We start from the raw sequence: 22,886 nt of genomic DNA, 5'->3' as shown, positions 1-22,886 counted from the left end.
CTGCACCGGAGGCCCCGCATGACCCAACCCTGGCCCGCCGCCGAGATCGCCCGCGTGATCCTCGACGGTTTCGACGACTACCGTGAGCATTTCCGCCGCATCACCCTCGGTGCCCGTGAGCGCTTCGAGCGGGCGCAGTGGCAGGACATCCAGCGCGCGGCGGCGGCGCGCATCAACCTGTACGAAGAGAAGGTCACCGAGGCCAACGGCCGGCTGCGTAAAGGATTCGAAGCACGGACACTGCTGGACGTCGAGCAGTGGCCACTGGTCAAGAACGCCTATATCCGCCTGATCGACCCGCGCCTGGACGATGAGTTGTCGGAGACTTGGTACAACTCGCTGTTCTGCAGCCTGTTCAGCCATGACCAGATCAGCGATGGCTGCATGTTCATCCACACCACCCGGCCCTCGATGCGCGTCCATGAGCGTGCAGCGCAAACGCGTACCTATACGCTGGCGGACGGGCTCAAGGGGCTGTTGCGGGCGATCTTCGCCGACTATGCATTCGATGTGCCCTATGGCGACCTGGCGGCCGACCTGTCGCGCCTGGAGGAGCAACTGCGCGAATGCCTGCCCGACTGGGTCTGCAAGGACCCGCAGCTGAAGATCGAGCTGTTCACCCCGGTGCTCTACCGCAACAAGGGGGCCTACCTGGTCGGGCGCCTGTACACCCCCGACGAACAATGGCCGCTGGTAATCCCGCTGCTGCACCGTGAAGGGCACGGGATCGAGGCGGACGCGCTGATCACCGACGAAGCCGAAGTGTCGATCATCTTCTCCTTCACCCGCTCGTACTTCATGGTCGACGTGCCGGTGCCGGGTGAGTTCGTCAATTTCCTCAAGCGCATCCTGCCGGGCAAGCACATCGCCGAGCTGTACACCTCGATCGGCTTCTACAAGCACGGCAAGTCGGAGTTCTACCGCGCCCTGATCAACCACCTGGCCAACAGCGACGACCGCTTCGTCATGGCCCCGGGGGTGCGTGGCATGGTCATGAGCGTGTTCACCCTGCCGGGCTTCAACACCGTGTTCAAGATCATCAAGGACCGTTTCTCGCCGTCGAAGACCGTTGACCGCGCCACGGTGATCGAGAAGTACCGCCTGGTGAAGAGCGTCGACCGTGTCGGGCGCATGGCCGATACCCAGGAGTTCGCCGATTTTCGCTTCCCGCAGGGCAAGTTCGACCCCGAGTGCCTGGCCGAGCTGCTGGAGGTGGCGCCCTCCACCGTGAGCCTGGAAGGTGACACGGTGCTGATCCGCCACTGCTGGACCGAACGGCGCATGACCCCGCTCAACCTGTACCTGGAGCATGCCAGCGAGGGGCAGGTGCTGGAGGCGCTGGAAGACTACGGGCTGGCCATCAAGCAACTGGCGGCGGCGAACATCTTCCCGGGTGACATGCTGCTGAAGAACTTCGGCGTCACCCGCCATGGCCGGGTGGTGTTCTACGACTACGACGAGATCAGCTTTCTTACGGAGGTCAACTTCCGGCATATCCCGCCGCCGCGCTACCCCGAGGACGAGATGTCCGGGGAACCGTGGTATTCGATCGGGCCGCACGATGTATTTCCCGAGGAGTTCCCGCCATTTCTATTCGCCGATATCGGCCAGCGGCGGTTGTTCAGCCGGTTGCATGGGGAGCTGTATGACGCTGATTACTGGAAGGGGCTGCAGGAGGCCATTCGCGCCGGGAAAGTGATTGATGTGTTTCCGTATCGGCGCAGGGGGCGCTGAGAGCGGGGGATTCCTTGTAGGAGCGGCTTTAGCCGCGATGCAGACAATGCGGTGCCTGGCACCCGCTTCGCGGGTGATCGCGGCTAAAGCCTACAGAGGCCGTACTCAGCGCTTCAGGCACTTCATTTCACTGAAATCCGCCCGCACCTTGCCCAGTTGCTGTTGCAGGTACTGACGCTGCGCCGGGCTGCTCTGCTTCATCAGGTCCACCAGCAGGCTGCGCGCTTCTTGTTCGCTGCTCTGGAACGCCTGGCGATACTCCGGCGTCCACAGGCTCTCCTTGCGCTGCAGCAACTGCGCCAGGCGCGGCTCGAAACTGGCGTCGCCACGCTGGTTGAGCGCCAGCACCAGCTGTTGCTGCCAGTGGGCGCGGTTGGCGATCCACTGGCGGTTCTGGTCGCCCAGGGCCTGGGACCAGCGCATCACCCGCTGATGCTGCTCGGTGCTGAGCTCGCCCAGCCAGGGTTCCAGGCGCTTCTGCATGCGCGCGGCGCGCTGCTCGATCTGCTTGACCAACGGGGTGTCGGCGTAGGCTTTCTGACGTTTGGCGATGTCGGCACGAAACGCCTGGCGCATCTCGGCCACCTGCTCGTCGTTCATGCCGCGCAGCAGTTCGGTGGCCGAGGGGGTGATGGCCACGGCGACTCTGCCAATGGCCTGGCGCGCCTCCCGGGCACGCTGTTGCAAGGCGTCATCGGTCACCGCGTCGTTGGCGACCATCGAGCGCACCTGGTCGAGCCAGTCGAGGTAGCCGGGTAGTTGCGTGCGGCAGTGCCAGGCCAGCTGCTCCTTGAGCCGTTCGTCGAGCAAGCGCTTCTGCTCGCGGTTCATGTCCAGGTAATCGCCCAGCGACCAAGGCACCAGGTGGTCGAGGTTGCGGTAGGCCACATCGATACGGTTGCAGGCCGCCATGGCGAGGGCGACGGCAACGGCGATGAGCAGGCGCTTGAGCATGGGCGGATCCCTGCTGGGCTGGGACGCAAGGGGCGCGCGGCGGTTCCGGCGAATGGACGCTCGGGCGGCCGGGCGGGTCAGGTGTTAGAATAGCCGCCTTGTCTTGAGGATCTTCGGAAATGGCTCTGCTTGGGCGTTACAACAGTTTGCAAATCGTGAAACACGTGGAATTCGGCCTGTACCTGGACGGCGGCGCCGACGGCGAAATCCTGCTGCCACGGCGTTACTTCCCCAAGGACGCCGAACTGGAGCTCGACGACTGGCTCAACGTGTTCATCTACCTCGACAGCGAAGACCAGCTGATCGCCACCACCGAGAAGCCGAAAATGCAGGTGGGCGAGTTCGCCAGCCTCAAGGTCAAGGACATCAACGGCGCGGGCATCTTCCTCGACTGGGGCCTCTCCAAGGACCTGCTGATGCCGTATTCGGAAGAGTCCAGGCCGCTGAAGATCGGCGACTACTGCGTGGTCCACGCCTACCTCGACAAGCGCACCCGGCGCATCACCGCCACCGCCAAGCTGGACCGCTACCTGGACCGCACCCCGGTGGACTACAAGGCCGGCCAGCCGGTCGAGCTGCTGGTGGCCGGCGAGACGCCCATGGGCTTCAAGGCGATCATCAACAACCGCCACTGGGGCCTGATCCACAAGAACGAGGTGTTCAAGTTCCTGCGTTCGGGCATGCACGAGAAGGGCTTCATCAAGGAAGTGCGCCACGACGCCAAGATCGCCCTGAGCCTGCAACCGGTCGGTGAGGCGCTGGCCGACACCCTGCATGAGCAGATCATGCAGCGCCTGGAAGCCGCCGGCGGTGTGCTGCCGGTGTGCGACAAGAGCGACCCGGCGGTGATCAGCCAGATGTTCAATGTCAGCAAGGGCAACTTCAAGAAAGCGATCGGTGCACTGTTCAAGCAGGGCCGGATCGTCATCCTTGACGATCGCATCGAGCGGGCCTGATCAGGCCTGCACGAAGGTCCGGAAGTCCAGCTGCTCGCCACCGGGGCGGGTGTCGCGCAGCAGCGAGTCGCGGTCGGCGCTCAGGGCCAGGCTGATGGTGGAGCGGCGCTTGCCGGGGTGGCGCACTTCCATCTGCTCCTGATGCGCGCGCAGGAAGTTGACCGGCACCTTCAGGTGCTGCAACTCGTCGGTTTCCGGGGTGTGCAGCAACAGGTTGACCCAGTCGGGCTGGCCCTTGCGCAGCAATGCCACCGGCACTTCGAACCACCACAGGTTGCGCTTCTTGTCGAGGATGGCGAACAGGGTGTTGTCGCGGTCGAGCACCGGCCGGGTCAGCGCCGCGTTGCGGCGGGCGATGGCGGTGGGTTTGTCGAGTTTCATGCAGGTTCCTGCGGGTTGACGCTAGAAAGGCCTGCCATTGTGCTGGGTGGCGCGGGGCGCGGCAAGCGCCGAACCTGTAGGAGCCGGCTTTGCCGGCGAAAGCGCCGGTACAGTCAACACGTCAACATGCCCCCTGTTTGCCATTCGGCAGGCCCTGTTCAAACAATTTGAAACTCTGGCGCAAGCCTGCGGGTCGACCTGTTGTCGACACGATTCCCCGTGTCTTTCCCGCAAGGAGTTCTCCCATGAGCGGTACCAAAGACAAAGCGAAAGGGCTGGCCAACGAGGCCGTGGGCAACATCAAGCAGGGCGTCGGCAAGGCCACCGGCAACGACCGGCTGCGCGCCGAAGGCAAGGCCCAGGAAATCAAGGGCGAAGCGCAGCAGGCGGTGGGCAAGGTCAAGGATGCGGTGAAAAAGCCTTGATCAACCGGTGAGCCACGCGACCTGTAGGAGCCAGCTTGCTGGCGAACGGGCATGAAGATGCTGTTCGCCAGCAAGCTGGCTCCTACGATTTAGGCACTAGGATGTAGCCGTTTTCTTGCAATTGACGTTGAGTAGTCACAGCTGCGGCGCGGTCTATTAGACTTGTCCGTATTGCCACGACGATCAAGCGGCGAAAGGAGACGCTATGATTTTCCCCGAGCTGCGCGGCTTGCCCCTGCACCGCGTGCTGGTGCGCACCGTCAAGGAGTTCCTCGATGACGAGATGTCCACCTATGCCAGTGCGCTGGCCTACCAGATGCTGTTCTCGCTGTTCCCCTTCCTGCTGTTCCTGATCGCCCTGATCGGCTTCCTGCACCTGCCGGACTTCTTCTCCTGGCTGCGCCTGCAGTCCGAACTGGTATTGCCGCCCCAGGCCCTGGAGCAGGTCAACCCGGTGATCGACCAGTTGCAGCAGTCGAAGGGCGGCTTGCTCTCGGTGGGTATCGTGATCGCCCTGTGGACGGCCTCGGCCGGCGTGCGCCTGATGATGAGCGCGATGAACGCCGCCTACGACGTGCCCGAAGGGCGGCCGGTGTGGAAGCGCTTCCCCTTGTCGATCATCTACACCGTCGGCATCGCCGGCATGCTGCTGGCGGCGGCTGCGTTGATGGTGCTGGGGCCGCAGGTCATGGAATGGATCGCTTCGCAGGTGGGCCTGGAAGAGGCGGTGGTTGTGGTGTGGACCATCCTGCGTTGGCCGGCGATCATCATCCTGATGATGGTGGCGGTGGCCTTGATCTACTACGTCATGCCCGATGTGAAGCAGAAATTCCGCTTCATCACCCCCGGCTCGGTGCTGGCGGTGGTGGTGTGGATCGTCGCCTCCCTGGGCTTCGCCTACTACGTGAAGACGTTCGCCGACTACAACGCCATGTATGGCAGCATCGGTGCAATCATCGTGCTGTTGCTGTACTTCTACATTTCCGCCGCCGTGCTGCTGTTGGGGGCGGAGATGAACGCGGTGATCGAGCATATGTCGGCTGAAGGCAAGAACCCGGGCGAGAAGGACTTCGCGGGCGACCAGCACCGGGATACCATCACCGTGCTCGGCCATGAGCACCCTGTGGAACACGCACCTCAAACCCGCGAGCCTAATACCTGATGATCCGTGACATTCTCAAGATGGGCGATGAACGCCTGCTGCGCATCGCCCCGCCGGTTCCCGAGCACATGCTCGGCAGCCCGGAGTTGCGCCAGCTGATCGACGACATGTTCGAAACCATGGCCCATGTCGGTGGCGTGGGCCTGGCCGCGCCGCAGATCGGCATCGACCTGCAACTGGTGATCTTCGGCTTCGAGCGTAGCGAGCGCTACCCGGATGCCGAAGCCGTGCCCCGGACCATCCTGCTCAACCCGGTGATCACGCCGATGTCCACCGAGGTCGAGGATGGCTGGGAAGGCTGCCTCTCTGTGCCGGGGTTGCGCGGCGTGGTACCGCGCTACAAGCACATCAGCTATACCGGCGTCGATCCGGACGGCAACCCGATCGATCGTTTTGCCGATGGTTTCCATGCACGGGTGGTACAGCACGAGTGCGATCACCTGATCGGCCGCTTGTACCCCTCGCGTATTCAGGACTTCAGCAAGTTCGGCTACACCGAGGTGCTGTTCCCTGGGCTCGATGTGGCCGACGACTGACCACGCGCCATCGCCAGCAAGGGCTTGCTGCGCTGGTAGCGGGCCAGCCGCGAGGTCAGCGCTTCGGGCAGGTCGATGGCGGGCGTGAAGCCCAGGCGCTGGTAGAACGGCTGCAGGTCCGGGTGGCAGAACAGCCAGGTCGGGCCCGGGCGCGCCGCCAAGGCCGCTTCGACCAGGCGCGACGCGACCTGCCGCCCACGCCACTGTGGCGCGACGAACAGGCCGGTAAGCCAGTGCCCTTGTGCCACAGCCTGCAGGCTCATCCCTCCAACAATTTCATCGGCACGGGCCACCCATAGCTCCCCCTCGCCGCTGGCGCGCATGCGCGAGCCGTGCTGGCGATAGAAGTGCTCCAGCAGGCGGCGTTGCGCCTGTGGAAGGTGCATGCAGGTCAACGCGGTCAAAAGTGTTCTCCCTGTAGGAGCCGGCTTGCCGGCGAATGCGCCGGACCAGGCACCTACCTATTCGGCCCCTGAGCGTCAGGCCGCGCTTTGTCGCAGATTGTTGCAAATCCGACAAGGGTGAATATCCGACATAAGGGTTCAACTATTCCGGACGGGGAGTAGACTTTCCCTCATCCCCCCGGCAGTACGATAAAGCGGGATCGGTACTTCGTGTCATCCCAGCAGTCGATGACAACTTCTCCGCGCCATTGACGGCATCAGAAGTCACGCGATCAGCTTGATAGCCATCAAGGTCGATATCCATGAAAGCCTTACTGATTCTTGCATTGGTCGGTATGTCCCCGTTCGCCTTCGCGGACCAGGCCAAGACCGCAGACACCCAACCCGCGGTCGAGCAGTACGACTATTCCACCAACCTCGACATCAAGCGTGTGATCAGCTTGTCGACCATCCCCAACGTGTGTGAAGTGGTGCCTGCCACCATGACCTACGAAGACCACCAAGGGCAGGTGCACACCCTCCAGTACCGCGCCCTGGGCGAAGGTTGCCGGTTGAATTGAGCCGCACGCAATCCCTGTAGGAGCGGCCTTGTGCCGCGAAAGGGCTGCGTAGCAGCCCCAGACTTCAGTGTTGGTGCAAAGATCGCCGGGGCCGCTTTGCGGCCCTTTCGCGGCACAAGGCCGCTCCTACAGGGGCAGGTGTAGATCCCGGACGAGCTCCAGGCCCTGCTTCAACTGCGCCCGGCTGTGCGCCGCCGACAGGCTGACCCGCACCGCCCGCACGCTGTCCGTGCCCACCGCGAACACGCTGGCCGGCACGATCTCCACCCCCTGCGCCCGACACCGGGCAACTACTGCCTCGGCGTCTCCTGGCGTGGCCAGCCAGGCATGAGGCGACGGCACGCCGGCGATCGGCAGCGCATCCCCCAGCAGCGCCCGCGCCAGGCGCCAGCGTTCGCCAAGTTCCTCCCGCTGCCAGGCCAGGCGCCGGGCGGCAGTGCCGTCGGCGATCCACTGGCAGGCGATGCGCAGGTTCAAGGGTGATACCGACCAGTGGGTAGCTTGGGCGTAAGGGTCGATCTGCTCCAGTAACGCGGGGCGGGCTGCGATCCAGCCCAGGCGCAGTCCTGCGGCCACGGTCTTGGACAGGCTAGTGATTAGTACGCCTCGGTCTTCGAGCAACGGGTAGAGCGGTGGCCGATCAGTCAGTGCGCCATACACATCATCCTCGATCACCAGCAACTCATGACGCTTGGCGACCTCCGCCAGCGCCCGGCGCCGGGCTTCGTCCATGCAGGCCCCAGTGGGGTTGTGCAAGGTCGGTGTGGTCACCAGCACCCGTGCACCACTGGCCCGTGCGACACGGTCCAGTTCATCCGGGCGCAGGCCCTGGTCATCCAGGGCCACGCCATGCACCGGCAGACGCAGTTGTCGGCACGCGGCCTTGATGCCCGGGGCAGTCAGCGCCTCGACCATCACCGGCTCACCCGCCTGGCACAACGACTGCAACACGAGGGTCAACGCCTGCTGGGCACCGCCGCAGAGCAGCACCTCCTCCGGTGCCAGGTCCAGCCCGCGATTGGCCAGCCAGCGGGCGCCCTGAATTCGCCCCAACATGAGTTGGTCGGGCCCCAGGTAATGGTCGAGCAGGGCGGTTTCCCTCTGTTCGAGCAAGCCGCGCAGACTGTGCTCCAGGTCGCAATTGTGCGGATCGGCCACGGGCACGTTGGTCGACAGGTCGATCACCGGATGCTGGTGATCAGGCTGCTTGAGGCGGAACAGCGTCGCCTCCTTGCTCCCCGCCAGCACATAGGTGCCGCGGCCCACTTCGCCGGAGACCAGGTGCCGCGCCGCTGCTTCGCGGTAGGCCTGCTGCGTGGTGCTGGGGTTCAGCCCCAGGGCCCAGGCCAGGCGCCGTTGCGGTGGCAGGCGCTGGCCGACCGTGAGTTCGCCACGCTCGATGGCGCTGGCGATGGCGTCGACCAACGCGAGATAGCGGGGCTGGCTGTTGTCCGGCAGTGTTGGCGTCCACACGAAATTGCTACCCATGCAATATATCCTTGGACCCATACAATGCCCGGCGCTTAGCATCGGTTCAACCCCAACCGATGAAGGATGCCCGCCATGTTCGACCTGCCCGCCCTGCGCGAAGCCGCCACATTCGTCCACCAGCACGTTCCCCCGACCCCGCAGCATGCCTGGCCGCTGCTGGCCGAGCGGCTGGGTTGCCAGGTGTGGGTCAAGCACGAGAACCATGCGCCCACCGGCGCTTTCAAGGTGCGCGGTGGCCTGGTCTACGTGCGTGCGCTGCTGGCCAGCGGCCAGGTGCCGCGCGGGCTGGTTACCGCGACCCGGGGCAACCACGGCCAGAGCATGGCCCTGGCGGCGCGCCAGGCCGGCCTGCCGCTGGTGATCGTGGTGCCGCAAGGCAACTCCCGCGAGAAGAACGCCGCCATGCGCGCACTGGGCGCCGAGCTGGTGGAGCACGGTGTCGACTTCGATGTGGCGCGGGAGGAAGCGGCGAGGATCGCCGAGGCCCGTGGCTATGCGATGGTGCCGTCCTTCCACCCGGAACTGGTGCGCGGCGTGGCCACCTATGCCCTGGAGCTGTTCGAGGCGGTGCGCGGGCTGGATTGCGTGTACGTACCGATCGGCATGGGCTCGGGCATCTGCGGGCTGATCCAGGCGCGCAACCTGCTGGGGCTGGATACCGAGATCGTCGGTGTGGTCTCCAGCGCTGCGGACGCCTATGCCCAGAGCTTCGAGTTGGGGCGCATCGTCACCACGGCCACCGCGGATACCTTCGCCGACGGCATGGCCTGCCGCGTGCCCCATCCGGAGGCCTTTGCCCTGGTACGCGAAAATGCCGCGCGTATCGTGCGGGTGGATGACCGTGAGATCGCGGCCGCGATGCGCCTGTACCACGAAGCTACTCACAACACGGCCGAAGGGGCCGGCGCCGCGGCCTTGGCGGCGTTGCTGCAGGAGCGCGAGCGCCAGGCCGGCAAGCGTGTCGCGGTGGTGCTCAGCGGGGCGAATGTGGACCGGGCGTGGTATGCGCAGGTGCTGGCGGGTGATGAAAAATCCTGAATGAATGTTGGGGCAAAAGTGCTTTCCCGGTTTGGTAGCATTTTTGCCCGTTCGCAATGTGTTTCAGGAGAACGATGATGGGTTGCATGCACTACAAAGGCTACGAGGCCGGTGTTGAATACGATGCGTATGACCAGGTATTCGTCGGTCGTGTGCTCGGCGTGGTCGATATCATCAGTTTTCACGCCAGCACCTTGACTGGGTTGCACATGGCATTTCAACAAGCCGTAGACGACTATCTTTGCGATTGCACCATCAAGCCGGAGCCCCGCTGACTGCGTGCAATTTCTTCCTGTACGGCAAGCACACCCTCGGGTTCAATGGGCTCCCCTGAATGCGCCCAGAGTGTGCCATGCCCTTCTCCAACGGTTTCCTGCTCAGCCTGTCCCTTTGCCTGGATATCGGCATCGCCAATATCGCCATGATCACCCTGGCCATGCAGCGCGGGTTTCTCCAGGGGTTCTGGCTGGGCCTGGGCACCTGTGTCGGCGACTTGGTCTACGCGATTGCCGCGCTGGCCGGCATGACCGTGCTGCTGCAGTTCGAAAGCGTGCGCTGGACACTGTGGCTGGGCGGCTCGGCACTGCTGGTGTGGTTCGCGCTGAAGATGCTGCTGGCGGCCTGGCGCGGCGGGCACCTGGAGTCGCGGGGCGAGGTGGTGGTGGAGTCGGGCTGGCGCGAGTTCCTGCGCGGGATCTTCCTGGCCATGTCTTCGCCCAGCGCCATCCTCTGGTTCGCGGCGGTGGGCGGGGTGCTGATCTCCAGGTCCGGTGGCGGCAGCCTGCTCGACGCAGGGTTGTTCCTGGGGGGCTTCTTCGCCGCCGGGCTGGTCTGGTGCCTGTCGCTGTGCGGCATCGCCAGCCATGGCGGGCGCCTGCTCGGTGACCGGTTGCTGACGTGGTCCTACCTGCTGTCGGCGGCCATTTTCTGCTATTTCGCGGTGTATGTGATTGTCTCAGGTTATCGCGAGTTCATCCTCGCTGCATCCGTTTGAGTGTTCGTTGCGGATGTGTGGTGCGAACTTTTGCGTTGTTTTGTTTATAAGTTTGTTTAGATATTTTTAGGTTTGTAAGGCGCCTCCTACTTTGTATTGGGAAGCGTCTTATTGATTGTTTTGTGCAGGTAATTATTTGCCGTTATTTCATATAAAAACAAATTGAAATAAATTCAGGTTTCTCTTTTTAAATCATTTGCTTGTGTGCGAGTGCGCAAAAGTTGCGCACTTTCATTGCCTTATGCTTCGGGTACTTCTCAACGGCTTCAACGCGCCCCGTACTTGCACTTTCGTGTAGGTGCGGCGCCGTGAGCGTACCTGGCATAAGGATGGCGAATGTTCGGATCAGGAGATCAGCCCCGATTCAGCTTGCAGGTCCACGGTGTTCAAACGGACTTGCAAGTATTGCGTTTCACCGGCACGGAGGCGCTTTGTACGCCTTACCTGTTCAGTGTCGAACTGGTCAGTGAAGACCCGGCCATCGACCTGGAGCACCTGCTGCACAAACTGGCGACTTTGCAGATCGGTGGCGACGGCCAGTGCATCCACGGGCAGATTGCCTGCGTCTCCCAGGGTGACACCGGCGCACGGCTGACCCACTACCGGCTGGAGCTGGTCCCACGCCTGGCCTACCTCGAACACAACCGCGACCTGCGCATCTTCCAGCAGCAGACCGTGCCGCAGATCATCGCCGCGGTGCTCAAGGCCCACGGCATCCTCGCCGACGCCTACCGCTTCCAGCTCGGCCCCACGGTCTACCCCAAGCGCGACTACTGCACCCAATACGACGAGACCGACCTCGCGTTCATCCAGCGCCTGTGCGCGGAGGAGGGGCTGCACTACCACTTCGAGCACAGCCCCGACGGCCACCTGCTGGTGTTCGGCGACGACCAGAGCGCCTTCCCGCGCCTGGCCCGGCCGACCCGCTTCGCCCCCGACAGTGGCCAGGCCCGGGACCAGCCGGTGGTCAACCGGTTCGGCGCGCGGGTGGCGGCCCGCACCGCCAGGGCCAGCCGGCGCGGCTATGACTTCGAAAAGCCCAACCTGGTGCTGCACGGTGCACACCAGCCCGAGCTGCCCGTGCCCCAGCCGGACGTCGAGGATTACGGTTTTCCCGGGGACTTCACCGACCGCGAAGGCGCTCGCCATGTGAGCCAGCGAGCCCTCGAAAGCCTTCGGGCCGACTACCTGCAAGCCGAGGGCAAGAGCGACCAGCCGGCCCTGCGCAGTGGCCATTTCTTCACCCTTGAAGCGCATCCGCGCGATGCCTGGAACGCCCTGTGGCTGCTGGCCGAGGTTACCCACGAAGGCCATCAGCCACAGGTCCTGGAAGAGGCCGGCGGCGAAGGCGGGGCGGCGACCTGGCAGGGCTATCGCAACCAGTTCAAGGCGCTGCCCTGGGGGACTCCCTATCGGCCACCGGCGCCCGGCCAACGGCCGCGCATCCACGGCGCCCAGACCGCCAGGGTGACCGGCCCGGCAGGTGAAGAGATCCACTGCGACGCCCTCGGCAGGATCAAGGTGCAGTTCCACTGGGACCGCGACGGCCAGCGCGACGAAAAGACCAGCTGCTGGCTGCGTGTGGCCAGCAACTGGGCGGGCAACGGCTACGGCAGCCTGGTCATTCCCCGGGTCGGCATGGAGGTGCTGGTGGCGTTCCTCGACGGCGACCCTGACCGGCCAGTGGTCGCCGGCTGCCTGTACAACGCCGCTCACCTGCCGCCCCTGGAACTGCCCGCCAACAAGACCCGCAGCGTGTTCAAGACGGCCAGCTCGCCGGGGGCCGAGGGCAGCAACGAACTGCGCATCGAGGACCGCCAGGGGCAGGAGCAGATCTTCATTCATGCCCAGCGCGACTGGGAACAGAGCGTCGGCCACGACCAGCGCGTTCAGGTCCGCAACGAGCGCCACGACACCGTGCAGGGCGACGTCCACAGCGAGTACCACGCCCAGCAACATCGCACCGTGCATGGCGACCGCAAGACCGAGCTGCGCGGTGACGATCACCTGAACATCGTCAATTCCCGGCACATGAAACTCGGCCAGGCGTTGCTGGTCGAGGCCGGGCAGGAGGTTCACCTGTCAGCCGGCAGGCGGCTGGTGCTCGATGCCGGCTGCGAGGTGGTGCTGCGCGCCGGTGGCGGTTTCCTGCGGGTCGATGCCAGTGGCGTGACCCTCGGCAAAGCCTACTGTGTCGACGCCAATGGCCAGGTTCCCGGCGGCACCCCGGCCATGCCGCTGCCACCGGGCGCCACCGCCCAGGCCGAGCAGGCCGTGGCAGGCCGGCCGCTGACCCAGGCGCAGCTCGACACCTTCCGCCGCAACGCCGCGTTCTGCGAAGAGTGCGAGCGGTGCAAGGAGGGCGCCTGTGACCTGTGAAACCCTCACCCCCGAAGCCTGGCTCGCGGCCAATCCCCTGGTCGATGGCGAACGCCTGTATGTGGTGTTCGGCAGCGTCAGCGAGGCCGACGTGCTGGCGGCTTACCGCCGACACGACGGTTTTCAGGTACCCCTGCCGTTGTGGAAAGGCACCCCCTACGCCGGCTGGCTCGAAGCCATGCCCTACCTGGTGGAGGCCGCGCCCCAGGGCGAGTTCCTCGCCTGGTGCGGCACTGTCCGCTGCCGTGACTGGGGCTGGCTGGCGGTGTCGTCGCACCCGCCCGCGCAGGTGTTCGAGTACCTGCGCAGCCTGACCCAGGTGAAGCTGCCGGACGGCACTGCGGTGTTCCTGCGCCTGTGGGACGGCCACCAACTGCTGGCCCTGCTCGACCACGAGCAGGCCGGGTCGCCCGCGTTGCTGCCGGTGTTCAGCCGGGTCTGGAGCAATGGCCAGGCGCGCTCGTTGCGCCAGGCCGCGCGTTTGAACATCGAGCCATTCCCCTGGTGGCCGGTCAGCGCCGAACTGCTCGAGCACCTGCACCGGCGCGACCCCGGCCCGGTCATCGACAACCTCATGCAATGGCTGCGCGAGGTCCACCCCGATCTCTACTTCGCCCTCCCCGAGGCCACCCTGCGCTGCAAGGTCGAGCGCCTGGCCCTGGGTGCCCCGCTCGACACGCCAGCCATGGAACGGCTGCTGGCGCACGTGAACAAGGACATCACCCCATGAGCCTCCTGATCTACGCCAAGTTCCTCTACGACAACCTCGACGCCCGCAAGCCCGACGGCCCGGCGCGGATCACCCATTTCCGCCAGCACAGCCTGGCCACTTTCGAAAAGTTGCAGGACAGCCTGTGGCTGGGCTGGGCGCTGAACCTGGAGCAGGAGCTGCGCTTCACCGACAGCGAGGGCAACGAGGTGCTGCGCCAGGCCAAGGGGCTGGGGGCGCGCACGATCACTGGCTACGCCAACTGCCCGGCCAATGGCGTGCTGAACATCGTGCACCGCTTCGAGAGCCTGGCCTTCGTGCCCATCGGCGGCACGCCCTACGCGCTGGTGGAGCAGGTGCCGCCAGGCCAGGCCCCGCAGCGCTTCGAGGGCCAGCTCGACGAGCAGGGCAGGGCGACCATCAGCGGCTGCCACGCCAACCGCCGCTACACATTGCTGTTCCACCCCAAGGTCGGCCCGGCCGAGATCGAGGCGCTGCACGGCTCCTACGACGGTCTGCTCGACCAGCTCAAGGGCTGGCTGGACAGCGAGTGGGCCGAGCGCATCGGCCCGCACTGGGACCGCATGCCGCCGGTGGGCTCCCTGCAACGCCTGAAGGACATCAACGCGGCGATGTACAAGGGCGTCAGCAGCGTGTTGATGAACCTGCTCGACGACCTCAAGGCCCTGGTCAAGCTGCTGTTCAACCTCGATGGCGCCCGCGACAAGCTGTTGCAGCACATCAGCGAGGCGGACTTCCAGAAGCTCAAGGCCCAGGCGGCCAGCCTGCTGCACACCGCCAACCTGATGCTCCACGACGAGCTGCTGATGTTCTTCTACGCCACCGCGATCCTGCAGTGGCTGGCCCTGACCCCGCCCGAATGGCAGGCCCAGGCTTTCGCCATGCTCAACGCCGGCCTGTTGCTGGACGTGCTGTTGGGCGTCGTGCTGTCCGGTGGCCTGGGCCTGGCGTTCCGGCTGACCGCCAAGGGCCTCAAGCATGCGGGCGGCGTTGCCAGCGACCTGCTCGGCAGCCTGCAACGGTTGATCGACCTCAGCCGCGACCACGCCCTGGCGGCCCATGCCCGCCTGGCCAAGCCGCTGCTGACGGGCGGCAGCGTCGAGGTCAACAGCGCCGCCAAGGTACCGCTGGCCATCAAGAGCGCCCCGCAAGACCTCGACATGGTGGTGGACGACGCCGTCTCGGTGGTGCGTGGCAAGCGCCAGGCGGCGCTGCGGGTAGAGCCGGAAGCGGACCTGCCCGACGCCCCCAGCCAGCCCCGCACCCCCAGCGACAAGCCCGCCCAGCGCGCCGACGAGACCGTCACCAACCGTTGCCCGGTGTCGATGGTCACCGGCGAGGAGCTGCTCACGCTGCAGGAGGCCGAGCTGTTCGGCGTGCTGCCGTTGGCCTGGGTGCGGATGTACCGCACCAGTGCGGCCGAGATCGACCACGGCCTGGGCCCCGGCTGGAGCCACAGCCTGTGCCACCAGCTGCAGGCCGACGGCCAGGGCGTGGTGTGGTGCGACCACGAGAACCGCCGCACCCGCTTCCCGATGCCCGACAGCCGTCGCCCATTCATCTGCAACAGCCTGAGCAACGCGGCGATCTTCCTCGGTGAGGCCGAGGGCGAGCTGGTGATCGCCGAAGCCGGCGAGCGCCCGCGCTACCTGCACTTTATCGATGGCCGCCTGGTCGCCCTGAGCGACGCCTACGACAATCGCCTCACCCTCGGCCATGACCGCGCCGGCCGCCTGGAACACGTCGACAACGGCGCCGGCAACCGCCTGTACCTGGCGTACCAGGGCAGCCGCCTGGTGGCGCTGGAGCTGCAGGTGCGCCAGCCGCTGCTGGACGCGAAGGGGCGCGAGCAGGCGCCCTGGGTGCGCGTGGCGACCCTGGCCAGCTACCACTACAACGACGCCGGGCAACTGACCGAGGCCTGCAACGGCCTGGACGAGCGGGAGCGCTACCGCTACGACGCCGCCAACGTCATCCTCGAGCGGCGGCTGGCCGGCGGCGCGGCGTTCTACTGGGAATGGGAGGGCGAAGGCAAGCAGGCCCGCTGCGTACGCCACTGGTCCAGCGTGCCGGGCCTGGAGGCGCGCTACCAGTGGGACGGGCAGGGCGCCGTCACGGTGCACAACGCCGACGGCAGCCAGCAGGTGTACCAGCACGACGACAAGGCCCGGCTGGTGCGCCAGGTCGACGCCGACGGCGCCGAGCATCACAAGACCTACGATGACCACGGCCGCCTGGTGGCCGAGCGCAATCCGCTGGGCGCCGAAACCGTCTACAGCTACGACGAAGCCGGGCAGTTGCTGTCGGTGCAGCCCGAAGACGGCGAAGCGACCCATTACCACTACCGCGACGGCCATGTCTGCGAAGTGCGCCGTGGGCAGGCCCGCTGGCTGTATCAGCGCAATGCCCAGGGCGATGTGATCCGCCAGACCGACCCGTGCGGGCAGGTCACCGGCTACCTCTACGATACACAGGGGCGCCTGGTCGGCATCCGCCAACCTGACGGCAGCCTGCACGAGCTGGGCTGGAGCGCCGCCGGGCAACTGGTCAGCGAAGCCCTGCCGGGCGGTGGCTCGCGGCGCTACCGCTACGATGCCCTGGGCCGCCTGGTGATGCGCCAGCGCGAGAACGCCTCGGTCACCCAGTACAAGTGGGACCTGGCCGGGCGCGTGAGCGAGGTGTCGTTGCCCGGCGGCGGCGTGCGCCGTTACGAATACAACGCCTATGGCCGGGTGACCGCCCAGCGTGACGAACTGGGGCGGGTGACCCGCTTCGAGTACGACGACGGGCTGCACCTGCCGTCCCGGCGCATCGACCCCGATGGCAGCGTTCTCAGCTACCGCTACGACAATCCCCAGCTGCAACTGTCGGAGGTGGTCAACGCCCGCGGCGAACACTACCGCCTGGCCTACCACCCCAACGGCCTGCTCGCCGAGGAGACCGGCTTCGACGGGCAAGTCACCCGCTACCGCTACGACCTCAACGGCCAGTTGCTGGAAAAGGCCGAGCACGGCGAGACCGGCGAGCCGTGGCTGACCCGCTACACCCGGGACAAACAGGGCCGTCTGCTGGTCAAGACCCTGCCCGACGGGCAACAGGTCGAGCACCGCTACGACGCCCTCGGCCGCCTGGTGCAGGTGGATGACGGCCACTGGCCGCTGGCCTACACGTACGACCTGTGCGACCGCCTGGTGACCGAGCACCAGGGCTGGGCGACCCTGCACTATGGCTACGACGCCATGGGCCGGGTCAGCCACTGCCGGCTGCCCGACGGCAGCCGCCTGGACTACCGCTACCAGCCCGGCGACCACCTGCAGGCCATCGACCTCGACGGCCAGCGCCTGACGGCCCATCGCACCCAACACGGCCGCGAAGTGGCCCGCCAGCAGGGCGACCTGCTCAGCCAGTTCCAGTACGACGGCCAGGGCCGCCTGCTGGCCCAGCGGGTCGATCGCAAGGAAGGCTCGGTGTTCCTGCGGCGTTACCACTACGACGACAGTGGCAACCTCACCCGCCTGGAGGACACCCGCCGCGGCACCCGCACCTACCAGTACGACCCCCTGGACCGCCTGACCGCCGTGCGCGGCGAACTGGCCGAGTACTTCGTCCACGACCCCGCCGGCAACCTCCTGGCCCAGAGCGGCCTGCGCGGCGACCCGCGCGATGTGCGGGTCGACGCCAACCGCCTGCTGATGCACGGCGACAGCCACTACGACTACGACCGCTTCGGCAACCAGGTAAGCGAGCGCCGCGGCCATGGCCAGCAGCTGGTCACCCGCTACCACTACGACAGCCAGCACCGCCTGGCCAGCGTCGATCTGCCCGACGGCCGCCAGGCCCGCTATCGCTACGACGCCTTCGGCCGCCGCGTGTCCAAGGCCGTCGGCGACACCGTGACCACGTTCATCTGGCAGGGCGAACGCCTGCTGGCCGAGCACTGCCAGGGCCGCTGGCGCAGCTACGTCTACGAGCCCGGCGGCTTCCGCCCCATGGTGATGTTGCTGCGCGACGGCGACGGCCCCGCCGAAACCCTGCACTACCACCTCGACCACCTCGGCACGCCCCAGGAGCTGACCTCGAGCAGCGGGCGCGTTCGCTGGTCGGCGCGCTACCGCGCCTACGGTCATGTCCTGCGCCTGGACGTGGACCACATCGACAACCCCCTGCGGTTCCAGGGGCAGTACTACGATGAAGAAACCGGGCTGCATTACAACCGACACCGTTATTACAACCCACAGACAGGGCGGTATCTAACGCCGGATCCGATTGGATTGGCGGGTGGGGTCAATGGGTATTTGTATGGTGTGAATCCGACGGGGTGGGTGGATCCGTTGGGATTGGCGGCGTGTTGTCCGGATGTGTTTACGTATAAAGGGGTGCCAGTTAGCAGTGGGGTGAGAAATCATTTGGATAAGTTTGATGGTTACGATAGAGATGTTGGTATTAAAGGGGCGCATAATAGAGATGCGTTTATGAAGGCTGTTGATGATCATGGTCTCTTTGTTTTGCGTGAAGAGCCGGGTGAAATGCCTGGGCTATCCGAGATTTTTTATGCTAGAGACAAGTTAAACAACAAAGGTGATGTGGTTGGGGTGCGGCCGTTTAAAAATCAAAAAACGGTATATGATCCTGATGTGCTATCGCCTGAGGATATATATTCAGGTGGTCTTGAGGCGGCTCGGGTAGGTTATGAGAAAGCAGTGGCGTCAGGGTCTGTTTCGTATAGTAATGTTGTTCGTGGTATTAAGTTTAGGGTGTATCTGAATTCTGATAATGTTGTTGTAAATTTCCATCCGTCATTGAGGTGAAAGTTATGGTTGGTTTTAGTCGGGATGAGATCGTTAGTGCATGCCTGATGGATTTTAGGGATTCAGGGGCTTTGCATGTGGAAAGTTATCTTGATGTTTTGCTTGAGTGTTTGTTGCAGTTCGAGGGTGTGGGGATTGAGATGTCTGGTGTATATATTCAGCGAGATGAGGATCTGGATAATATCCCGAGATATTTAATTGGTATTGAAAATGGAATGGCGTTTGAGTTTATTGGTGAGGTCGCTATATATGAAATGTCTGAAGGGGCGAGAAGGATTAATGAGTGGTGTGAGATGAATGTAAGTAAGGATAAGAGGGAGGTGATGGAGAGGTGTCAGCGTTTAATGAGTCTATATGGCGGGTGCGGGGAGTAAGATGGCGCATGATGGAAGTGGTTTTTGAAAATGGAAAATGAAGTAAGTTGATATCAAGCACTTGAAGGGCGAGACAAAACTAGAGGTGTGCGGATCGCATCCTACGGCCATGTCCTGCGCCTGGACGTGGATCACATCGACAACCCCTTGCGGTTCCAGGGACAGTACTACGATGAAGAAACCGGGCTGCATTACAACCGACGCCGTTATTACAACCCACAGACAGGGCGGTATCTAACGCCGGATCCGATTGGATTGGCGGGTGGGGTCAATGGGTACTTGTATGGTGTGGATCCGTTGGGGTTGGCGGCGTGTTGTCCGGAAGGGGGTGGAGGTTTGATCCCAAAAAGGATTTGGATTATCGGTCGTTGCCGGGTAGCCCTCATGAGCAGGTAAAAAAAGCATTGGACGAAGCTTTTCGTAGGACGGGAGTACCAAGGGCTGAGTTCGAGGTGACGAAATGGGGTAAGGATAAATATGGTAAGTCTCATCCCACAGAGTGGAAGGTTTTAGCCGGCGCGAATAAAGGAGCAGAGGTGAATATTGATGATCCAACTCTGGTTGGCAGTAAAAACGGGCCAGCAATTCCTCATGTTGGATATCAAACGCCCGGGAAGCGAGATGGAGCTGGAGGAGTTCGAGGACACATCTTGGTGCAAGAGGTTCCGGTGAGTAGGAAGCGTGTTCAGGATGAGAAGGGGAGAGAAAAATAAAATGGGTTACTTGCAAAGTGAGATCGAGGAAGAATTGCTGGGTGATTCTATTAAAGTTATGCGTTTTACTGGTTTGGAGTTGGAGGGGTTCTTGAACTATATAAGAAAGACTTTCTATAGAGGTGATCGTGGGCTTGATCCGAACTGCTTGAGCGAGGTGGGTAGTTTTTATGATGCGAATTTTTGGAGAAAAATAATAGATCAGAAAGAAGACTTTGTATATTTGATGGTTTTTGATGGTGGGTGGCATGTTTGGAGGTTTGAGTCGTCGGGTGATTTGCAGTTGATACTTGGTCGAACTACTGGGTACGTGTTTTGGTTGCTTGACTCAACTAAGAAGACTTTGGTTTATTGCGGTGATAGTGATGAGGTGGTTTGGTCACGCACCAAATAAAAAGCGATCAATGTCCTGTGAGTGCAGCTTGTTTTGGTTATGGTTTGAGCGTTGATTTTAGAGCTTTTAATACTGCGGGGTATGGCTGGCGGTTCTTAGGTTTACGAGGGGTGTGATTTTTGGTTGTGGTGATAAAGGGGTGGTGGGACTTGTATGGGCGTTCTATATGTCGGATGACTTGAGGCGTGGGGGCTACCTGGATGAAGTGAGTGATATGAGGCCGGAGTCCGATAAGTCAACTATTTGGAATTGTTTGGTGGGGTTCAGGGAGTGCTCAAGTAGCTATGCGGATAGCTATATGCTTGTGATGCTTGAAAAGCTGTTGGTGTATGAAGGAGTTGCTGTGGAGGAGTCTGGTGTTTACTTGGCGTGTGATGAGGATTTTCAGATGATTCCTTCATATTTAATTGGCCGCAAGGGATATATGGCTTTTGAGTTTATTGGTGAGAGCTATGTCTGCACTATGTCAGAGGGGGCGAGACTTGTACGTGCTTGGTGTAATGAAAGAATTTACTGTGAGAGAGAAGCCGTTTTGCATGCGTGTAATAAGCTCGTATCGCTCTATAGTGGGGGTGTTTAGCTGTGAGGTAGGAGGAGTCTTTAGAGTGTCGCTGGAAAAGTGAGGGACTTCGCACCGTAAGGGGTAGGAAGATAGGCGTTATGGGTTGATATGTAGGCTTGGATTGGTGAGTGGTGTGAGATAAATGTAAACAAGAATAAGAGGGAGGTGGTGGAGAAATGTCAGCGTTTAATGAGTCTATACGGTGGGTGATGGGAGTGAGATGGCGCATGATGGAAGTGGTTTTTGAAAGAGGGGAATGAAATAATTTGATATCAAGCACTTGAGGGAAGAGACAAACATGCTTAGCGCTGATGATAGAGAGATAATGAGGGCTTGTATGGGGGTGTTATATGTGTCGGATGACTTGAGGTATGAGAGTTGTCTGGATATTTTAATTGACAGTCTTCTGAGGTTTGAGGGTGTGGGGCTGGAGATGGCAGGTGTTTATCTTGGATGTGATGTTGACATTCTAAGTATCCCGGATTGTTTGGATCCTTATGGGTTTGATATGTCTTTCGAGTACATGGGTGAGTATGTTGTTTGCTCAATGGCTGAAGGCGCAAAGTATATAGAGGAGTGGTGTGATAGGGAGGTGGTTACTGACAGAGGGGCAGTGATTGAAGGGTGTAAGAAATTGGTGGGGCTCTATGGTGGTATGAGTGATCTCACTCTGAGCGAAATGCCTGGGAAATGTTTATCTGATATGCTTGTTGGTTCTGGTTTGAATGAAGGGGACTATATTGAAGTCGTGGTTGAGTCCCTCTTGAGGTGCGAGGGGGTAGGTTTAGGCATGTCTGGAGTATATCTGGGGTGCGATGGTAATTCGGAAGACATTCCTGCGTATCTGAGGTGTGAGAAGTATAAGATGTCGTTTGATTTTGCGGGTGAATATGTTGTTTGTCCTATGTTTGTAGGTGCTTGTTATATTCGCGATTGGTGCGAGAAAAATGTTTGCTGTAAAGGTTTTAATTCTAGGAGAGGGAAGATAATGGGGGCTTGTAATAATCTGGTGAGGCTCTATGAAGGTTTTGATGATGCAAGGCATGGGGTTTAGAAGGCTGTGCGGTGTTTGCTCTGATGTTCTAACTGGAATGATTGTCAATTTTTGTCAGGTTGTGAGGCGGTGGAGGGTTGAGTGTGTTAAGTAAGGTTGAAAGTGAAATAGTGAGTACCTGCATGCTTGATTTCAAGATTTCCACAGGTATTGATGGTGTGAGTTTGATTAGGGTTCTGATTGAGGATTTACTGAATTTTGAAGGTATTAGCACAGAGATGTCGGGGGTCTCTCTAGGGTGTGATAGAGACGTGCTCGGTATTCCAGATTATTTGGATTCCGATGGGTTTGATATGTCGTTTGAGTATATGGATGAGTATGTTGTTTGCTCAATGGCTGAAGGCGCAAAGTATATAGAGGAGTGGTGTGATAAGGAGGTAATTGCTGATAGGGGGGCAGTAATTGAAGGTTGTAAGAAGCTGGTGGGGCTTTACGGTGGCATGACTGACCTTGTGCGTAGTGATGTTCCGAAAAACAGTTTGCTGGATTTTTATCTTTGCTCCAATTTGCACGTGGATAGCTATATCGGAGTTTTGTTGGAGTGTCTCTTGAACTTCGGTGGGGTGGGGGTAGGTATGTCAGGAGTGTATCTGGAGTGTGATAAGGATCCAGATAATATCCCGGTTTACCTTAGTCCTGAAGGGGCTAATATGTCATTTGAGTTTATGGGGGAATATGTTGTTTGTTCTATGTCTGTGGGGGCTTGTTATATTCGTGATTGGTGTGAAAAAAATGTCCGTTCTGAAGAGGTTGGTTCTGAAAGGTCAGTGGTAATGGCTGCGTGTGATAAGTTGGTGGAACTCTATAAGGGGTATGATGACGCTAGGGTTGGTGTTTAAAAAGACATGATTTTAGTAATCCAGGAGGGGCGGGCTTTAAGGAGGCTTGATGACGTACTATGGGGCGCCACCGGATGTGTGTTCGCGAGTTTCCGAACTGCTAGGTCTTGCTATCGAGGATATGGGAGAGGATTGGGAAATCATTCTGGCAGACGCTTCCTTGATTTCTCCGGCGATTCATATTCTCGAAGCGCGGACGGAACCTTGGATGGTGCGAGCAGCCATAGGTTGTATTTTGGTAGGGAGCTTGTTTGAGTCCAGGCTGGATGAAGGGGCTAGTCACTTTATGCATGATGCTGCATATACCGCACTCCGTATGGACCCTGAGGTTCTGAACGCGGTGACAGACTTTTGGATCGGTGGTGGAACTCGCAGCTCCTATATCAGAGACTTGCTGC

At 61.6% G+C, this 22,886-nt stretch carries 23 protein-coding genes and 1 pseudogene; 20 read left to right on the top strand and 4 right to left on the bottom strand.

Annotated features, from left to right (window positions below; all coding sequences use genetic code 11):
- Positions 1 to 18: 18 nt before the first annotated feature.
- Positions 19 to 1,734 carry a bifunctional isocitrate dehydrogenase kinase/phosphatase gene (aceK, locus tag NGM28_RS26445; RefSeq protein ID WP_252092287.1) on the top strand — a complete coding sequence of 572 codons (1,716 nt, stop codon included), beginning with the start codon at positions 19 to 21 and terminating at the stop codon, positions 1,732 to 1,734.
- Between the two features lie 105 nt (positions 1,735 to 1,839).
- Here aceK and NGM28_RS26440 read toward each other — a convergent pair whose 3' ends face one another.
- Positions 1,840 to 2,688 (bottom strand): DUF6279 family lipoprotein, encoded by an 849-nt coding sequence (locus NGM28_RS26440; RefSeq protein WP_252092286.1) that lies wholly within the window; start codon positions 2,686 to 2,688, stop codon positions 1,840 to 1,842.
- Between the two features lie 119 nt (positions 2,689 to 2,807).
- On the opposite strand from NGM28_RS26440, the gene NGM28_RS26435 reads away from it, so the two are divergent.
- Entirely contained in the window at positions 2,808 to 3,644 is an 837-nt protein-coding gene (locus NGM28_RS26435; protein ID WP_252092285.1) for a CvfB family protein, read from the top strand.
- Here NGM28_RS26435 and NGM28_RS26430 read toward each other — a convergent pair whose 3' ends face one another.
- Entirely contained in the window at positions 3,645 to 4,025 is a 381-nt protein-coding gene (locus NGM28_RS26430; RefSeq protein WP_213657860.1) for a hypothetical protein, read from the bottom strand.
- 245 nt (positions 4,026 to 4,270) lie between these two features.
- Here NGM28_RS26430 and NGM28_RS26425 point away from each other — a divergent pair, with 245 nt between their 5' ends.
- From NGM28_RS26425 to def, 3 genes are all read left to right on the top strand, one after another.
- On the top strand, positions 4,271 to 4,450 hold the full coding sequence (locus NGM28_RS26425) for a CsbD family protein (RefSeq protein WP_240063664.1): 180 nt from the start codon (positions 4,271 to 4,273) through the stop codon (positions 4,448 to 4,450).
- Between the two features lie 205 nt (positions 4,451 to 4,655).
- On the top strand, positions 4,656 to 5,612 hold the full coding sequence (locus NGM28_RS26420) for a YihY/virulence factor BrkB family protein (protein WP_240063663.1): 957 nt from the start codon (positions 4,656 to 4,658) through the stop codon (positions 5,610 to 5,612).
- A complete protein-coding gene (gene def, locus NGM28_RS26415) occupies positions 5,612 to 6,148 on the top strand; it encodes a peptide deformylase (RefSeq protein WP_240063662.1) in 537 nt (178 codons plus the stop codon). The genes NGM28_RS26420 and def overlap by 1 nt, the downstream gene beginning before the upstream one ends.
- Here def and NGM28_RS26410 read toward each other — a convergent pair.
- The gene (locus tag NGM28_RS26410; RefSeq protein ID WP_502943917.1) at positions 6,103 to 6,507 is read right to left on the bottom strand and encodes a GNAT family N-acetyltransferase; all 405 of its coding nucleotides are present in this window, start codon (positions 6,505 to 6,507) and stop codon (positions 6,103 to 6,105) included. The genes def and NGM28_RS26410 overlap by 46 nt on opposite strands.
- Positions 6,508 to 6,854: 347 nt before the next feature.
- Between NGM28_RS26410 and NGM28_RS26405 the strand changes: the two genes are divergently transcribed.
- Positions 6,855 to 7,112, top strand: coding sequence for a DUF2790 domain-containing protein (locus tag NGM28_RS26405; RefSeq protein WP_011535072.1), 258 nt, complete (start codon positions 6,855 to 6,857; stop codon positions 7,110 to 7,112).
- Positions 7,113 to 7,238: 126 nt separating this feature from the next.
- On the opposite strand, the gene NGM28_RS26400 is transcribed toward NGM28_RS26405, so the two are convergent.
- Positions 7,239 to 8,600 (bottom strand): aminotransferase-like domain-containing protein, encoded by a 1,362-nt coding sequence (locus NGM28_RS26400; RefSeq protein ID WP_252092284.1) that lies wholly within the window; start codon positions 8,598 to 8,600, stop codon positions 7,239 to 7,241.
- 75 nt (positions 8,601 to 8,675) lie between these two features.
- Here NGM28_RS26400 and NGM28_RS26395 point away from each other — a divergent pair, with 75 nt between their 5' ends.
- From NGM28_RS26395 to NGM28_RS26325, 14 genes and pseudogenes are all read left to right on the top strand, one after another.
- The gene (locus tag NGM28_RS26395; protein ID WP_252092283.1) at positions 8,676 to 9,641 is read left to right on the top strand and encodes a threonine dehydratase; all 966 of its coding nucleotides are present in this window, start codon (positions 8,676 to 8,678) and stop codon (positions 9,639 to 9,641) included.
- A gap of 77 nt (positions 9,642 to 9,718) precedes the next feature.
- Entirely contained in the window at positions 9,719 to 9,916 is a 198-nt protein-coding gene (locus NGM28_RS26390; RefSeq protein WP_252092282.1) for a hypothetical protein, read from the top strand.
- A 77-nt stretch (positions 9,917 to 9,993) separates the two neighbouring features.
- The gene (locus NGM28_RS26385; RefSeq protein ID WP_011535069.1) at positions 9,994 to 10,635 is read left to right on the top strand and encodes a LysE family translocator; all 642 of its coding nucleotides are present in this window, start codon (positions 9,994 to 9,996) and stop codon (positions 10,633 to 10,635) included.
- A 336-nt stretch (positions 10,636 to 10,971) separates the two neighbouring features.
- A complete protein-coding gene (locus tag NGM28_RS26380; RefSeq protein ID WP_252092281.1) occupies positions 10,972 to 13,014 on the top strand; it encodes a type VI secretion system Vgr family protein in 2,043 nt (680 codons plus the stop codon).
- Positions 13,004 to 13,744, top strand: a complete 741-nt coding sequence (locus tag NGM28_RS26375; protein ID WP_252092280.1) for a DUF4123 domain-containing protein — start codon at positions 13,004 to 13,006, stop codon at positions 13,742 to 13,744. The genes NGM28_RS26380 and NGM28_RS26375 overlap by 11 nt, the downstream gene beginning before the upstream one ends.
- On the top strand, positions 13,741 to 18,552 hold the full coding sequence (locus NGM28_RS28755) for an RHS repeat-associated core domain-containing protein (protein ID WP_286089103.1): 4,812 nt from the start codon (positions 13,741 to 13,743) through the stop codon (positions 18,550 to 18,552). Before NGM28_RS26375 ends, NGM28_RS28755 begins: the two co-directional genes overlap by 4 nt.
- Positions 18,553 to 18,557: 5 nt before the next feature.
- A complete protein-coding gene (locus NGM28_RS26360) occupies positions 18,558 to 18,926 on the top strand; it encodes a hypothetical protein (RefSeq protein WP_240063656.1) in 369 nt (122 codons plus the stop codon).
- A 99-nt stretch (positions 18,927 to 19,025) separates the two neighbouring features.
- A pseudogene (locus NGM28_RS26355) lies at positions 19,026 to 19,250 on the top strand (RHS repeat-associated core domain-containing protein); the annotation flags it as partial.
- Complete coding sequence (locus NGM28_RS26350; RefSeq protein ID WP_240063655.1) at positions 19,238 to 19,639, top strand: polymorphic toxin type 47 domain-containing protein; 402 nt, start codon at positions 19,238 to 19,240, stop codon at positions 19,637 to 19,639. The pseudogene NGM28_RS26355 and the gene NGM28_RS26350, both read left to right, overlap by 13 nt.
- Before the next feature lies 1 nt (position 19,640).
- Entirely contained in the window at positions 19,641 to 20,033 is a 393-nt protein-coding gene (locus NGM28_RS26345) for a hypothetical protein (protein ID WP_240063654.1), read from the top strand.
- Between the two features lie 298 nt (positions 20,034 to 20,331).
- Positions 20,332 to 20,613, top strand: a complete 282-nt coding sequence (locus tag NGM28_RS26340; protein WP_240063653.1) for a hypothetical protein — start codon at positions 20,332 to 20,334, stop codon at positions 20,611 to 20,613.
- A gap of 280 nt (positions 20,614 to 20,893) precedes the next feature.
- Positions 20,894 to 21,649, top strand: coding sequence for a hypothetical protein (locus NGM28_RS26335; protein WP_252092279.1), 756 nt, complete (start codon positions 20,894 to 20,896; stop codon positions 21,647 to 21,649).
- A 122-nt stretch (positions 21,650 to 21,771) separates the two neighbouring features.
- Positions 21,772 to 22,488 (top strand): hypothetical protein, encoded by a 717-nt coding sequence (locus NGM28_RS26330; protein WP_252092278.1) that lies wholly within the window; start codon positions 21,772 to 21,774, stop codon positions 22,486 to 22,488.
- A 49-nt stretch (positions 22,489 to 22,537) separates the two neighbouring features.
- Positions 22,538 to 22,886, top strand: a 349-nt coding sequence (locus NGM28_RS26325) for a hypothetical protein (protein WP_252092277.1), incomplete at its 3' end; no start/stop codon positions are given.

Origin of the sequence: Pseudomonas sp. MWU13-3659 (assembly GCF_023757525.1) — a bacterium.
In the GTDB taxonomy this organism is placed as follows: domain Bacteria; phylum Pseudomonadota; class Gammaproteobacteria; order Pseudomonadales; family Pseudomonadaceae; genus Aquipseudomonas; species Aquipseudomonas entomophila_E.
The sequence above is the reverse complement of the archived record's forward strand: the minus strand, read 5'-3'. Positions and strand labels throughout refer to the sequence as shown.

What these genes read in the sequence shown, in the direction of transcription:
- aceK (WP_252092287.1), top strand. Translation starts at nt 19, where the DNA reads ATGACCCAACCCTGGCCCGCCGCCGAGATCGCCCGCGTGATCCTCGAC.
- NGM28_RS26330 (WP_252092278.1), top strand. Translation starts at nt 21,772, where the DNA reads ATGCTTGATTTCAAGATTTCCACAGGTATTGATGGTGTGAGTTTGATT.
- NGM28_RS26400 (WP_252092284.1), bottom strand. Translation starts at nt 8,600, where the DNA reads ATGGGTAGCAATTTCGTGTGGACGCCAACACTGCCGGACAACAGCCAG.
- NGM28_RS26380 (WP_252092281.1), top strand. Translation starts at nt 10,972, where the DNA reads ATGTTCGGATCAGGAGATCAGCCCCGATTCAGCTTGCAGGTCCACGGT.
- NGM28_RS26385 (WP_011535069.1), top strand. Translation starts at nt 9,994, where the DNA reads ATGCCCTTCTCCAACGGTTTCCTGCTCAGCCTGTCCCTTTGCCTGGAT.
- NGM28_RS26360 (WP_240063656.1), top strand. Translation starts at nt 18,558, where the DNA reads ATGGTTGGTTTTAGTCGGGATGAGATCGTTAGTGCATGCCTGATGGAT.
- NGM28_RS26390 (WP_252092282.1), top strand. Translation starts at nt 9,719, where the DNA reads ATGGGTTGCATGCACTACAAAGGCTACGAGGCCGGTGTTGAATACGAT.
- NGM28_RS26425 (WP_240063664.1), top strand. Translation starts at nt 4,271, where the DNA reads ATGAGCGGTACCAAAGACAAAGCGAAAGGGCTGGCCAACGAGGCCGTG.
- def (WP_240063662.1), top strand. Translation starts at nt 5,612, where the DNA reads ATGATCCGTGACATTCTCAAGATGGGCGATGAACGCCTGCTGCGCATC.
- NGM28_RS26395 (WP_252092283.1), top strand. Translation starts at nt 8,676, where the DNA reads ATGTTCGACCTGCCCGCCCTGCGCGAAGCCGCCACATTCGTCCACCAG.
- NGM28_RS28755 (WP_286089103.1), top strand. Translation starts at nt 13,741, where the DNA reads ATGAGCCTCCTGATCTACGCCAAGTTCCTCTACGACAACCTCGACGCC.
- NGM28_RS26435 (WP_252092285.1), top strand. Translation starts at nt 2,808, where the DNA reads ATGGCTCTGCTTGGGCGTTACAACAGTTTGCAAATCGTGAAACACGTG.
- NGM28_RS26345 (WP_240063654.1), top strand. Translation starts at nt 19,641, where the DNA reads ATGGGTTACTTGCAAAGTGAGATCGAGGAAGAATTGCTGGGTGATTCT.
- NGM28_RS26405 (WP_011535072.1), top strand. Translation starts at nt 6,855, where the DNA reads ATGAAAGCCTTACTGATTCTTGCATTGGTCGGTATGTCCCCGTTCGCC.
- NGM28_RS26440 (WP_252092286.1), bottom strand. Translation starts at nt 2,688, where the DNA reads ATGCTCAAGCGCCTGCTCATCGCCGTTGCCGTCGCCCTCGCCATGGCG.
- NGM28_RS26335 (WP_252092279.1), top strand. Translation starts at nt 20,894, where the DNA reads ATGCTTAGCGCTGATGATAGAGAGATAATGAGGGCTTGTATGGGGGTG.
- NGM28_RS26340 (WP_240063653.1), top strand. Translation starts at nt 20,332, where the DNA reads ATGCTTGTGATGCTTGAAAAGCTGTTGGTGTATGAAGGAGTTGCTGTG.
- NGM28_RS26420 (WP_240063663.1), top strand. Translation starts at nt 4,656, where the DNA reads ATGATTTTCCCCGAGCTGCGCGGCTTGCCCCTGCACCGCGTGCTGGTG.
- NGM28_RS26430 (WP_213657860.1), bottom strand. Translation starts at nt 4,025, where the DNA reads ATGAAACTCGACAAACCCACCGCCATCGCCCGCCGCAACGCGGCGCTG.